The 12616-nt window shown below is 46.8% G+C and carries 13 protein-coding genes; 6 read left to right on the forward strand and 7 right to left on the reverse strand.

From position 1 onward, the window contains the following. Nucleotides 1-23 precede the first annotated feature (23 nt). Nucleotides 24-248 (reverse strand): hypothetical protein, encoded by a 225-nt coding sequence (locus Q0171_RS00610; protein ID WP_299325631.1) that lies wholly within the window; start codon nucleotides 246-248, stop codon nucleotides 24-26. 135 nt (nucleotides 249-383) lie between these two features. Between Q0171_RS00610 and Q0171_RS00615 the strand changes: the two genes are divergently transcribed. Then, a complete protein-coding gene (locus Q0171_RS00615; protein ID WP_299325633.1) occupies nucleotides 384-785 on the forward strand; it encodes a GtrA family protein in 402 nt (133 codons plus the stop codon). Nucleotides 786-795: 10 nt separating this feature from the next. On the opposite strand, the gene Q0171_RS00620 is transcribed toward Q0171_RS00615, so the two are convergent. The 6 genes from Q0171_RS00620 to ligA all read right to left on the reverse strand — a co-directional run bounded on the left by Q0171_RS00620 (nucleotide 796) and on the right by ligA (nucleotide 7768). Then, nucleotides 796-1461 carry a YiiX/YebB-like N1pC/P60 family cysteine hydrolase gene (locus tag Q0171_RS00620; RefSeq protein ID WP_299325635.1) on the reverse strand — a complete coding sequence of 222 codons (666 nt, stop codon included), beginning with the start codon at nucleotides 1459-1461 and terminating at the stop codon, nucleotides 796-798. Nucleotides 1462-1513: 52 nt separating this feature from the next. After that, complete coding sequence (locus Q0171_RS00625; protein WP_299325637.1) at nucleotides 1514-1924, reverse strand: DUF4878 domain-containing protein; 411 nt, start codon at nucleotides 1922-1924, stop codon at nucleotides 1514-1516. A 79-nt stretch (nucleotides 1925-2003) separates the two neighbouring features. Continuing rightward, complete coding sequence (locus Q0171_RS00630) at nucleotides 2004-3548, reverse strand: DNA recombination protein RecN (RefSeq protein WP_299325639.1); 1545 nt, start codon at nucleotides 3546-3548, stop codon at nucleotides 2004-2006. A 43-nt stretch (nucleotides 3549-3591) separates the two neighbouring features. Beyond that, nucleotides 3592-4548 carry an NAD(+)/NADH kinase gene (locus Q0171_RS00635; protein ID WP_299325641.1) on the reverse strand — a complete coding sequence of 319 codons (957 nt, stop codon included), beginning with the start codon at nucleotides 4546-4548 and terminating at the stop codon, nucleotides 3592-3594. 102 nt (nucleotides 4549-4650) lie between these two features. After that, nucleotides 4651-5520, reverse strand: coding sequence for a DnaJ domain-containing protein (locus Q0171_RS00640; RefSeq protein WP_299325643.1), 870 nt, complete (start codon nucleotides 5518-5520; stop codon nucleotides 4651-4653). Nucleotides 5521-5758: 238 nt separating this feature from the next. Next, the gene (gene ligA, locus Q0171_RS00645; protein WP_299325645.1) at nucleotides 5759-7768 is read right to left on the reverse strand and encodes an NAD-dependent DNA ligase LigA; all 2010 of its coding nucleotides are present in this window, start codon (nucleotides 7766-7768) and stop codon (nucleotides 5759-5761) included. Between the two features lie 126 nt (nucleotides 7769-7894). Between ligA and Q0171_RS00650 the strand changes: the two genes are divergently transcribed. The 5 genes from Q0171_RS00650 (at nucleotide 7895) to recR (ending at nucleotide 12512) form a co-directional block, all read left to right on the forward strand. Next, the gene (locus Q0171_RS00650; protein WP_299325647.1) at nucleotides 7895-8869 is read left to right on the forward strand and encodes a chemotaxis protein; all 975 of its coding nucleotides are present in this window, start codon (nucleotides 7895-7897) and stop codon (nucleotides 8867-8869) included. A gap of 14 nt (nucleotides 8870-8883) precedes the next feature. Next, the gene (aspS, locus tag Q0171_RS00655; RefSeq protein ID WP_299325649.1) at nucleotides 8884-10683 is read left to right on the forward strand and encodes an aspartate--tRNA ligase; all 1800 of its coding nucleotides are present in this window, start codon (nucleotides 8884-8886) and stop codon (nucleotides 10681-10683) included. Between the two features lie 63 nt (nucleotides 10684-10746). Continuing rightward, nucleotides 10747-11325: an adenylate kinase gene (locus tag Q0171_RS00660; protein WP_299325651.1), complete on the forward strand. Its 579-nt coding sequence runs from the start codon at nucleotides 10747-10749 to the stop codon at nucleotides 11323-11325. Nucleotides 11326-11328: 3 nt separating this feature from the next. Next, a complete protein-coding gene (ppa, locus tag Q0171_RS00665; protein ID WP_299325652.1) occupies nucleotides 11329-11847 on the forward strand; it encodes an inorganic diphosphatase in 519 nt (172 codons plus the stop codon). An 80-nt stretch (nucleotides 11848-11927) separates the two neighbouring features. Further along, nucleotides 11928-12512, forward strand: a complete 585-nt coding sequence (recR, locus tag Q0171_RS00670; protein WP_299325653.1) for a recombination mediator RecR — start codon at nucleotides 11928-11930, stop codon at nucleotides 12510-12512. Nucleotides 12513-12616: the final 104 nt, after the last annotated feature.

Consider the following 12616-nt stretch of genomic DNA (forward strand, 5'->3'; position numbering starts at 1 on the left):
TAGCCAAAAAGCTGAATCCTTATCTACGCCCCCCCCCCCCCCGATAATTGCGATTGCAGCAGTGTTTGCAAATCATGCGCACTTGCATAAGAGAAAATTCCGTTGCCACATACAAGGAGATCCTGCGCTTCGCTTACTGGGATCTCGTGCGACATCTCACCAGAATTTAGGGCTTGATTAAAAGTCGCTCTACGCTTTTGCAGTGGCACAAAGAGACATATATCAAAGATTTTGGAGATTATAGACATAAATGCTCCTTAGGCTTGGGGATTTAGAAGTAGATTCCAGTATTACAACCAGAACCAAGTATTATAACAAAATGAGTGCCTGAAGCACCTTCTGCTATAATAGCAGCCCAGATCACACCTAGATCAAGGACTATTGTGCATCACATAAAAAGCTTTATAAAATACATTATCGTCGGTGGGAGTGCAGCGCTTATCAACTGGGCAGTGTTTTATGTTTGTTTAAAGCTCTCCATGCACTATCTGGCTGCCTGCGTGGTGAGCTTCGTGCTAGCAACTTTGTGGAATTTCTTACTCGCGCGCCACTTCATCTTCCACACTCGCACACACTCTTTGCTCAAAGAAAGCATGCTTGTATATATCGCTAGCCTCTGTGCGCTACTTATCGATATGGTGGTAGTGTGGGGCTGTGTAGAGTGGCTTGATATGCAACCAATGCTAGGCAAAATCATCGCCACAGGCGTGGCGTTTGTGTTTAACTTCCTTGCACGCTACTTGCTTATCTACAAATCCCACACACAAATTAAGCCCAACACATAAACTCCAGAATCTAAAGGCGCTTTTCATAGATGAGTCTGCCCTCTGGCATGTCGAAAAATACTCGAGGGAAGAGATATTTACCGCTCCATGTAGGCAAATTAACCTCATCATAGACAAGATTTAGCGCGATATGGGGTGCGAGCACAGATTCTACAAATGTCGTACAATACAGCGCTTCGCTTCCTTCGGCTATCACAAACGCCCTACCCTGCTCTGCGCGCGCACTTAGTGCAATGGATTCTTGTTGCGCATTTGTTAAAGGCAAGCGCTTTATGGCAATGGAGCGCGCGTGGAAAAGAAACTCATCAAGCGGACTTATAATAACTTGGTTTTGGGTGCTGGGGTTATCATCGGTTGTGGCATGGATTATAAGCAAGGGATCTGCGGAGATGACAAGCCCCAAATGTGTGTAGTGGTGGTGCGATACCTGTGAGATGATCACACTCTCAAGGCTATCGCCACGACGGAAGACAAGGTCGCCCACCTCAAGCGGTGGCAGAGCAAGATCTTGCGCACGCAGGGTTTTGGGCTTTGACAACAAAGAGTGCGGAAAAAATGCACTGATGATAGAGGATACAGAGGGGGTAGAATTTGCCGCCATAAAACCAATTACAAGCAGCGCCAAAGCACCAAGCACGCCAACAAGGAAAGCTCTAGAAGTGAAAATTTTACGCATTTGTGGTTTTGCCTAGCCAAAGCTAGGCTTTAGAATCCAAAGAGAGTGTAAGCTATTTAATCTCGATCTTCCAATCATCTTTAATTTTTGTGAGATCGAGATATTCATTTTTCGTCGAATCATCAGCGAAAATCACCTTGACTTCCACTTTTGCCTTATCACCATTAGTCTCTTCTTTTGCTATTTCAACAGATTTTAGCCCGCCTTTTTCATCTGCCATGGCTTTTGCTCGCGCACTTTGGGCTTTAAACTTGCCATCGATCATCTCTCTTATGCCCTCTTTTGCGCCCTCTTGGTCAGGTATATGGATAAATTTAATGAGCACATCGCCATTGCCTTGATATGCGTTGGTCATAAAATCTTTTGCCACTTCACCCGGCGTGCTACTGCCACCACAAGCTGCCAACATCGCTACACCAAGCACCATGCCTAGACCCAGAAAGAATTTTTGCACGATTTTCATTCAATCTCCTTATGATAATGAAATTAAAGCGCCATGATTATAGGCGAGAAAAGCTAACGCATTAGCGATTTTGCTTTTCTCACGCGTTGTCCTCTAAACGCTTTTTAGCAAAATCTAGCGCCTCTTGCGTGATATGACTGCCAGAAATCATACGCGCAAGCTCCTGTATGCGCCCCTCTTTATTTAGTAGCGTTACACTACTTGCGCCATCGCTTTTCTGGACGAGAAAATGATGATCTGCGAGACTTGGCATGTGTGGCTGGTGCGAGATTGCAAAGATTTGATAGCTTGCGCTTAGCTCTTTTAGCACATGCGCCACTCCCTCACTCTCCGCCCCACTTAGATTCGCATCAATCTCATCAAGGATAAGCACACCTTGACGCTTTTGCGTGCGCGCACTTAGACACATCACTGCTAAGCGCAAGCGATTAAACTCCCCGGCAGAGAGCGTGGCGATTTCACTAGTGTGCAGGCGGATATGTAGCACATCACTCCCACTCTCACTCATCACAGCAGAATCTAGCCGTGCATAGGGAGCTGGAAGCTTTAGCTTCTCACAAAGCTGTGCCAATGCCGCCTGGAGTGTGGGCAGGCATTTCTGGCGTGCAGTGTTTAGGGATTTGGCGCTAGATTCTAGGGCGGATTCTAGAGCAGTGATTTGAGACTCTAGCTTGGATTTTGTCGCGCTCGTGTCGCTAAAATCTTGGAGCTTCTTCGCCTGTGTTTCGCGGTGCTCTAGGGCTGCTTCGATACTGCCATAGCGGTGGATAAGGCTTGAGAGTGCTGAAATCCTATCAAGCAGATTTTGCGCTTCAATCTCATCGAGAGCCTCGAGCTTTTGTTCTTCCTCTTGTATGAGCGCATTTGCATCGCTTAGCGCTTGTTCGAGCGCACTTCGTGCCTCCACACATTCAATCTGCCCAAGCGCACTTAAAATGCTATCAACTTGCTCGAAGCTCTCTTTGGCTTTAGCGATAGATTCTAGGAGCTTTTCTTTGCGCGAGAGAGATTTTTTGAGATCAAGCAGCTTTTCATATTCACCAGGATTTGGCGCGATTGTATCGATTTTTTGCACTTCAAACTCCGCTATCTCACGCAGACTTGCTAGATTCTGCTCTGCTTGTAGTAGCTCGGCAAGCTCTTTTTTGTAGCGGTGAAGCTCACGAAATCGCGCAGTATGAGTGGCGAGATTTTCTCTATGCGCGCTAGAATCCACACTAGAATCTAGCAATGCTAGTAACGCAGCACTACCTAGCTCATCACCCCCTCGAGAATGGATATGCTGGATATAGGTGGAGAGCATATCAAGCAAATGTTTTTTAGCAATTGGCGCGAAATTCACAAAATAGCGGATTTTGTCTTTTTTTATAATTTTAATATTGATAAGCCCGCCCTCAATCCCAAGCTCCTCTTCAAATACCTTGACCAGTGCAGGGGAGAGCAGAATATCTGTCTCGATAATCGCAGCATTAGGCTCTCTAAGCCCAAAACACGAGAGCAATGAATCCATAAGCACGCTTTTCCCACTTCCGCTAGGTCCGCTAAACACACAAAACCCAGCTCCAAAGTTTAGCTCGAGTGTGCCAAAAATCTCTGATCCTTCAATGCTAAGCTTTTTTATCATATTTGCTCCTTTGGCGGATTCTGGGCTGGATTCTAGTCATACATCAGCCCCCAAGCCCAAATTTCTCCTCCAGCACAGCAAAATAGCTACGCTTGGGGTGTTGGATCAGCTGGATAGGGAAAGAGCCTTGCACGATGAGCGTGTCGCCCTTGCGGAAGTCTATGCGCTCTTGCCCATCAAGCATAATCACCGAGTCTTCTTCTACGCTAAATTGCAGGCAAAAATTGTCGCTTACAATCATTGGTCGCTGTGTGAGAGAGTGCGCGCATACGGGCGTTAGCAAAATCACTCGGCATTGTGGATGCACGAGCGAGCCGCCTGCGGAGATATTATACGCACTAGATCCTGTGGGCGTGGCGATGATAAGCCCATCTGCACGATAGGTATGGAAATGTTCATTGTTAATCGAGGCGGTGATTTTAATCATACCAGCGATGTCTTTTTTGGTGATGAGAATTTCGTTTAGCACATAAAATGGCGCGCTGGAGGTGGGTGGATTGGTCTTTTTAGATTCTCTGGTGCTAGAATCTAAGTCATCACAATCTGCACCACTTGATTCTACACTACCAAATTCTAATTTGCCCTGCAAAAGATGGTGAGAATCAAGCGCGTATTCCCCGCTTAATAGCAGTGGGATAAAGCTATCAAGCTGCTCTGGCGTGATAGCAGTAAGGAAGCCAAGCCGCCCCATATTGATCCCAAGCACAGGCAGCTTGTTTGCCGCACTCCCACTTGCGATACCCCCCACGATACTCTGGCGCACAGCCGAGATAAGCGTGCCATCACCCCCTAAGCTAACGAGCGCTTGAGCGCGACTAGACAGCTCTTGTGGCGTGCAAGCAAGCGCACGATCTAGCCCTAGGGCTCGCACGCTAGATTCTAGCGCACAAACCTCTATGCCATGTCGCTGGAAGCACGCAATAAGCGCCTTGCATGCGCTAGATAGCTCGGGAGACTGGGGACGAAAGATAAGCGCGATTTTGTGGATTGGTGGATTCATCAAAACTCTTTATTTAGATTCTGGATCATAGATTCTGCCTGCTATGGGCAGGCTATGATATTGGCTAATAGTTTGGGCAGAGCCATTCTAGCATACTCGCGCTTATGCTGTGGCGCGCTTATGCTGCTTGGCGTTTTTAATTGTTTTGTAGGCTTGGGAGATTTTTTTGAAGCGGTCTTGGTAGAACTCCTGCGTTTGCGCGTCTTTATCAAGTGCATTATCTGGGTGAAATATCTTAGCAAGCTTGACATACTGCTTCTTCACAATCTCGAGTGGCTCATTATAATCAACATTGAGCTCGCTGTAGCATTTGCGAAGCAAGTATTCTTCGCGTGTGAGAAATGTATCGCCAGAATCCGCTTTCTGGTATTCAAACTCCAGCGCGACATTATGGATTACACGCGAGCTAATAAGCCCTATCACACTCTCCCACATAGATTCGCTATATCCTGCTGCGTTGATGCAAAATTCATTCTCCACTTCATAGACGATTTTATCCCCAAATAGCGCATGAATATAGCGACGCGCCACGCGGTCATTCTCCTCTAGTCGCAAGATAACTTGCCCTAGACTGGAGAGATGGATATGGACCTTGACCTTTTTTAGCATGGTGTTTGGATTGGTGATTTTAATACGGATAGGCAGATGGCTATGGCGCAGAATCCGCTCTAGCTCGCTAGGCTTTTGCGCAGCCTCTTCCTCGATCCCATTGGCATTTAGGGCATTTGAGCTAGATTCTGGACTTGGTAGGAGCTTGCTTGATTCTTTTTCTGCTTGGAGCGTGGCATGATATGTCCAGTTAATGAGATAGTCTTTTTTAAAGCGCTCACCATCATCGAGGATAAGCAAGGAGCTAGAGAGGCGGTAATGCTTGGAGAAATGCTTTTGTGCGTATTCGAGGACTTTGTCCAGCAAGCGTGTATTTTTAAGAAGTTCGATTTGCACATAACGATCGCAGTAAGTGATGTTCATCTTTTCCTTCTTTAGACTCTTCTTTTGCTCTTGCTTTTAGCTACTTGGTAAGCTTAAGCGACTATGCACGCTACTGCTTCGCCCTAGACTCCAGCAACAATCATTCCGCCCACTCCGCCAAGGCTCTTTTGCCACTCTCAACTCATGCCCTGATCATTTGGGCTTGTAATTATAATTCGGATTTTTTATGAGATTTTTAAATTTACCAAATTAGACTGCCAAATGATGCCAGATCAATCTAAAACCCTATAAGCTTCTCTAAATCAAGCTCTGTGATGATTTTTACACCAAGCTCGCGGGCTTTTTGCTCCTTGCTTCCAGCATCGCTACCACACAGCACATAATCTGTCTTTTTACTCACGCTCCCACTCACGCGCGCACCTAGATTTTCTAGTCTCTCGCGCATATCATCACGCGGCACGCTTAGTGTGCCTGTGATGACAAATGTTAGATTCTCTAGCGGACGCTTGGCAGAGCTTGCAAAATCTCCACCACTAGAATCCATAGCAGAATCCATATTGCTGCCGACAGCAGAGCCAGTGGGGAGTGGCTCGATAAGTGCAAGTAGCCTAGAGATTAGCTCGTGATTCACAGCGCTAAACTCCACAAACGACTCTGCCATCTCCTGCCCGAAGCCCACAATCCCGATAATCTCCTCATAGCTCTTGGCAAAGCATGCTAGCCCAAAGCGCCTATCGAGCTCCTTGCTTGCCCACTCGCCAATATGCGTAATCCCAAGCGCATTGATAAATCGCCAAAGCGCGATATGCTTTGTCGCAGCAATTGCGGTGATAAGATTGGCTGCTTTTTTGTCTTTGAAGCCCTCAAGCTCGAGCAAATCTTCTACGCTAAGCGCATAGAGATCAATGATTGAAGCAATTTTACCCTCCTCATAGAGCTGGGTGATGATTTTCTCACCAAGCCCATCGATATTAAGCGCGCGCTTACTCGCAAAGTAGATGATAGATTCCACAATCCGCGCCTTGCACGAGAGATTACAGCAGCGCAGGATTACTTCCTCCTGCACAAGCGCACAGCCGCATTCTGGGCAGTGTGTAGGCGGTGCAATTGGGGTCTGGCTGCCATCACGGCGGGATTCTATGGGTTTTATGATTTTAGGGATAACATCGCCACTGCGGATAATAATGACACAATCCCCTATGCGAATGTCTTTCTTCTCTATGTCTGTGTAGTTGTATAAGCTTGCGCGAGAAATCGTCGCGCCCTCGATCTCCACAGGCTCTAGCTCCGCCACTGGAGTGATGACACCTGTGCGCCCAACTTGGTTTGTGATAGAAAGGATTTTTGTGATTTTCTCCACAGCAGGGAATTTATAGGCACAAGCAAAGCGCGGGGATTTGATCGTCCAGCCTAGACGCTCTTGCAAAGCAAAATCATCTACCATGACAACCATACCATCTAGCATCATGGAAAAATTCTCGCGCTCTTGCTGGATTTGCTCGTAGTATGCGTGGATTTCCTGGGTGCTTTGGGCTTCTAGGATTTTTGGTGCATAAAATCCAAATCGCTCAATCGCCCTCATACTCTCATAAAAACTCTGGCTCAACGCCTCGCGCACAAAACCAAGACCCCAGGGGACAAACAGCAGCCTACGCTCTGCGGTAATGCTGCTATCAAGCTGGCGTAATGAGCCTGCTGCGGCGTTGCGAGGGTTGGCAAAAAGCGGGAGATTTTGTTTGGTGCGGGCGGCATTTAAGCGCGCGAAGTCTTCTTTGGGAATGACAACCTCACCGCGGATTTCTATGGTAGATTTGTGTGGTATGGTAAGAGGGATAGAAGCAATTGTCTTGGCATTATGCAGCACTTCCTCACCGATAATCCCATCACCGCGCGTCGCAGCACTCACTAGCACGCCATTTTCGTAGCAAAGATTGAGCGATGCACCATCAAATTTAGGCGAGCAGGTAAAATGTGCGTTTGGGTAAGATTTGTGTATGCGTGCAACCCACTCCTCTAGCTCGGCAATATCAAACACATCATCTAAACTCCACATGCGCTGCAAGTGTGTATGCTTTTCAAAACTCTCCAAAACACTCCCGCCCACGCGCTGCGTAGGAGAGTCTGGCGCGATATGATCTGGGTGCGCATGCTCATACGCCTTGAGCTCGTGGTAGAGTATATCGTATTCCTCATCGCTGGCGATTGGATCATCTAGCACATAGTAGGCATGGGCGTAGGAGTTTAACTGCGCTACAGCGGCGCGATAGTGCTCGTGGCTGGCAAGCATTTTCGTCCTTTATAAGTGTTTTTTAAAATCAAAGTAGTAGAATTATACATTTTTTACCATAGTTGTGGTGGGTTAGCACTTGGGCTAGATTCTAGGTCTGTGATTATGGAAGTAAGGAGATTTGAGGTGATACGAGACATCGATCAAACCACCAGTTTGCACTTAAATAATGAAGCGCAGTTTTTGTGTTTCACGCTTGATGATCCGCAGTCGCTGGAGCTCCAAAATGGCAGTATCGGCGAGCAGCTCTATGCTATCAATGTATTCAAAGTCCGCGAGATTATCTATTATGATGGCGATCTTACGGAAACTGCAGGGGAGAATGATGGGCTTGTGCTTGGATTTCTTACCGTGCGTGGAGAATCTATGCCACTTATTGACATGCGTCGCTGGCTGCATTACAACTCCCAAGACCCCAGAAAAGATCTTCGTCCATTTTCTATCAGCTCACAAAAAAGCCTTGTAGTGATTTGTAATTTTTCCAATCAAGATATAGGGCTAAAGATTCTGGGCGTAAAGCGCATTATCAACAAAAACTGGGGTGAAATCACAATTGGTAGTGAGTTTGGATTTGATGGGGAGAGTAAAGTAACTGCCACAACCAAATACGATGATGGATCTGTGATCCAGATTCTAGATGTAGAGCGCATGGTTGCAGATGCGTTCCCAGATCAAGAGTTTGGTCGTAAGCTCAAAATCGATGTGCTAGGCACAATCAATAGCGACAAGCTCGTGCTTATGGCAGAAGATTCTAAATCTGCATCAAAAGCACTGGAGATGATTTTAGAGAAGCTTAATGTCCGCTATATTTCCTTTAGCAATGGGCGTGCGCTACTAGATTATCTCCACTCTGAAGGCGTGGTAGAGCAGGTGGGCGCAGTGATTACCGATCTTGAAATGCCAGTGATTTCAGGGTTTGAAGTGCTAAAACAAATCAAAAACCACCCAGAATCTAGGCATCTTCCCGTGATTGTAAATTCCTCTATGAGCAATGATTCCAACCTTGAAATGGCTTCAAGCCTGCATGCAGATGGGTTTATCTCAAAGTCTGATCCGCTGCAGGTAGAGAATCTACTACGCAAATTTTTGGGCACAAACTAAGGAGTATCCTAACTATGCTAAGAACGCATGTCTGCGCTGAAATCACAGAAGAGCTTATCGGGCAGGAGGTGGAAGTCTGCGGTTGGTGCAATACCTATCGCGATCATGGTGGTGTGGTGTTTATTGATCTGCGCGATTTTAGTGGGGTTGTGCAGCTTGTGAGCGACCCTAGCTCAAGTGCCTATGAGCAAGCAAATCTCGTGCGTGATGAATTCGTGCTATTGGCTCGCGGCAAGGTGCGCGCACGCGGTGCAGGACTAGAGAACCCCAAGCTAAAAACCGGCAAAGTCGAAATTGCCCTAGAATCTCTCATCATCGAAAACAAAGCCAAAACCCCACCAATTCTCGTAAATGACGAAAACACAAGCGAAGAGCTACGCCTCAAATACCGCTATCTCACCCTGCGCTCCAACAAATCTTATGAAATTTTCAAAAAGCGTAGCGATATTAGCATGGCTGCAAGAATCGCACTACAAAACATGGGGTTTCTCGAGGTGGAGACGCCAATCCTCACTAAGCAGACCCCAGAGGGTGCGCGTGATTATCTTGTGCCAAGTCGTGTGCATGATGGGAGCTTTTTCGCACTGCCCCAGAGCCCACAACTTTTCAAGCAGTTGCTTATGGTGAGTGGATTTGATCGGTATTTTCAAATCGCGCGCTGCTTCCGCGATGAGGATTTGCGCGCTGATAGACAGCCAGAATTCACACAGATTGATGTGGAGATGAGCTTTTGCACGCAAGAAGATGTCATCAGTGTATGCGAGAATCTACTGCGCGAGATTTTTCGCGCGGTGGGGTGTGAGATCAGCACACCATTTATGCGTATGCCCTACCAAGAAGCCATGGAAAAATACGGCAGCGATAAGCCAGATCTGCGCTATGGGCTAGAGCTGGTCGAAGTGGGCGATGCGTTTGCAGATTCTAGTAATGAAATCTTTGCCAATATCGCTAAAGACACGCACAATCAGCGCATTAAAGCACTTTGTGTCAGTGGGGGCGATAGCTTTTTCACACGCAAAAGCTTAGGTGAAGCAGAAGAGTTTGTGCGTGGCTTTGGTGCTAAAGGACTTGCCTATATCCAGCTAAAAGAAGAGCCTAAGGGACCACTCGTAAAATTCCTAAGCAAGGAAGGTTTAGAGAAGATTCTAGAGCGCACAGGTGCCAAGCAGGGGGACATTATATTTTTTGGTGCGGGGGCAAAAAAGACGATTTGGGACTATATGGGGCGCTTGCGACAAAAAATCGCTAAAGACATGGGACTTATCGATGAAAAAATGCTCGCATTCTTGTGGGTGGTGGATTTCCCGATGTTTGAGTATAGTGAAGATGGCAGTATCACCGCACTGCACCATCCATTTACCATGCCAAAATCTCTCCCCACACAATTCATTAAAAAGCTCGCAGAATCTAGCGAGAATCTCTCACCAAGCGAGATTGCAAGAGAAATTGAGAGTATAGAATCTATCGCTTATGATATTGTGCTAAATGGCGTGGAGCTTGGTGGAGGGAGCATTAGAATCCACACAGATTCTATCCAGAGCCAGATTTTCACACTGCTTGGGATCACACCAGAGCAAGCGCGCGAGAAGTTTGGATTCTTGCTTGATGCGCTAAGTTTTGGCGCGCCACCGCATGGCGGGTTTGCTATCGGGCTTGATCGGCTTGTCATGCTTATCACTGGGGCGGCAAGTATCCGCGATGTGATCGCATTCCCCAAGACACAAAAGGCTGCTTGCCCACTCACAGAGGCGCCAAGTCCAGTAGATGAACAGCTGCTGCGGGAGCTGCATATCCGCTTGCGCAATAAACACTAGATTCTACTAAGTGAGCCAGACAAGAATCTACACCAAGCCAAACCAATATCCAAAGGAGAGTATATGAAGCAGCTTTTTCTCATCATCGGTGCGCCTGGCAGTGGAAAAACCACTGATGCCCAGGAAATCCAAAAACGCAATCCAAATAGTGTAGTGCATTACTCCACAGGCGATTTGCTCCGCGAGGAAGTCGCTAGCGGCTCGGAGCGTGGCAAGCTCATTGGCGGGATCATTGCTAAAGGCGAACTCGTCCCGCTAGAAATCGTCGTGCAAACAATTATTCATGCCCTTCAAAATGCGCCAAAAGATATCGTCCTAATTGATGGCTATCCGCGCAGTGTCGAGCAGATGAACGCACTGCATGAGAAACTCGCAGAGCAAGACAGCGTGAAGCTTGTCAAGGTCATCGAGGTGGCAGTGAGCGAGGAAGTCGCCAGAGACAGGGTGCTAGGGCGTGCGCGCGGCGCAGATGATAATGCAGAGGTCTTCAACAACCGCATGCGCGTATTTCTTGAGCCACTTGAAGCTATCCGTGCATTCTATGGCAAGCAGAATCTACACCATACGATAAATGGTGAGCGCACGATAGAAGAAATCGTAACAGAGATGAATGACTATATCACACTTCAAATCAAAGGATAACCCATGAATATTGAGAAGCTTTCACTAGGCGAGATTCCAGACAAACTCCATGCAGTAATAGAAATCCCCTATGGTTCAAATATCAAATACGAGATTGATAAAGATTCTGGTGCGGTGGTCGTAGATAGAGTGATGTATAGCGCTATGTTTTATCCTGCTAACTATGGCTTCATTCCAAACACGCTCGCAGATGATGGCGACCCTGTAGATGTGCTTGTCATCAACGAATACCCCCTCCAAGCTGGTAGCGTGATTACATGTCGGCTTATTGGCATGCTGCTTATGGAAGATGAAAGTGGCATGGACGAGAAGCTAATCGCTGTGCCTGTGAGCAAGATCGATCCGCGCTTTGATGGAATCCAAAGCCTAGCGGATATACCAAAAGCCACGCTAGATAAAATGAAAAATTTCTTTGAGACATACAAAATCCTAGAGCCAAACAAGTGGGTTAAAGTCAAAGACTATCAGGACAAAGCTGCTGCAATCGCTGTGCTAGAAAAAGCAATCGCAAACTACAAATAACACTCCTTGCCCTGTGATTTGCAAGCTTAGAGCACGCAGCAGGGGCATAGAAGCGTGAAATCAATAACAAAGTGTGTGGCATGAGCGTATATAAAAAATCTCTCACTCGCTTTAGCTCCCTTGTGGAATCTCTCGAGCAAATCCCCACTATCGGGCGTAAAAGTGCGCAGAAAATCGCTTATCTCCTTGCCATAGAGAACAAATATCTCGCACTAAAGCTCGCGCACTGCATAGAAAACTCAATCCGCTATATCAACACTTGCACAATTTGTGGAGCAGTGAGCGAAGATGAGATTTGCGAGATTTGCCTTGATGAGAGTCGCGATGACCACCAGCTCTGTGTGGTGCTTCACCCTAAAGACATTTTCACAATCGAGGAAATGGGCGATTTTAGCGGGAAATACTGGGTGCTCTCCCCAGAGCTTGAGCAAATAGATTTTGCCAAAGAGCGCGCTAGAATCATCGCCAAAAAGGTGCAAGAGATTATCTTTGCCTTTAGTCCAAGCCTAGCAAATGACGCAGTTATGCTATTTATCGAGGATAAATTAGCCGATCTTGGCTTGAATTTTAGTAAAATTGCCCAAGGCGTGCCCACGGGTATAGGGCTAGAAAATATCGATCAACTCTCGCTTTCTCGCGCTATTAGCGCGCGTGTGAAGCTCTAATTGGGCATAGTAAAAGTCTTAGAAAATCATCACAAAATCTATCACGGGCGGTGAATTATGGGGTTTGAGATATTTGGGCTACATGTATTTGATTTGAGCAAGCC

It is taken from the genome of uncultured Helicobacter sp., assembly GCF_937906905.1.
GTDB lineage: Bacteria > Campylobacterota > Campylobacteria > Campylobacterales > Helicobacteraceae > Helicobacter_B.

Excerpts from the sequence above, each read along its gene's own strand:
- Q0171_RS00610 (WP_299325631.1), bottom strand. The coding sequence starts at position 248 with ATGTCTATAATCTCCAAAATCTTTGATATATGTCTCTTTGTGCCACTG.
- Q0171_RS00620 (WP_299325635.1), bottom strand. The coding sequence starts at position 1,461 with ATGCGTAAAATTTTCACTTCTAGAGCTTTCCTTGTTGGCGTGCTTGGT.
- Q0171_RS00625 (WP_299325637.1), bottom strand. The coding sequence starts at position 1,924 with ATGAAAATCGTGCAAAAATTCTTTCTGGGTCTAGGCATGGTGCTTGGT.
- Q0171_RS00630 (WP_299325639.1), bottom strand. The coding sequence starts at position 3,548 with ATGATAAAAAAGCTTAGCATTGAAGGATCAGAGATTTTTGGCACACTC.
- Q0171_RS00635 (WP_299325641.1), bottom strand. The coding sequence starts at position 4,548 with ATGAATCCACCAATCCACAAAATCGCGCTTATCTTTCGTCCCCAGTCT.
- Q0171_RS00640 (WP_299325643.1), bottom strand. The coding sequence starts at position 5,520 with ATGAACATCACTTACTGCGATCGTTATGTGCAAATCGAACTTCTTAAA.
- ligA (WP_299325645.1), bottom strand. The coding sequence starts at position 7,768 with ATGCTTGCCAGCCACGAGCACTATCGCGCCGCTGTAGCGCAGTTAAAC.
- aspS (WP_299325649.1), top strand. The coding sequence starts at position 8,884 with ATGCTAAGAACGCATGTCTGCGCTGAAATCACAGAAGAGCTTATCGGG.
- Q0171_RS00660 (WP_299325651.1), top strand. The coding sequence starts at position 10,747 with ATGAAGCAGCTTTTTCTCATCATCGGTGCGCCTGGCAGTGGAAAAACC.
- ppa (WP_299325652.1), top strand. The coding sequence starts at position 11,329 with ATGAATATTGAGAAGCTTTCACTAGGCGAGATTCCAGACAAACTCCAT.
- recR (WP_299325653.1), top strand. The coding sequence starts at position 11,928 with ATGAGCGTATATAAAAAATCTCTCACTCGCTTTAGCTCCCTTGTGGAA.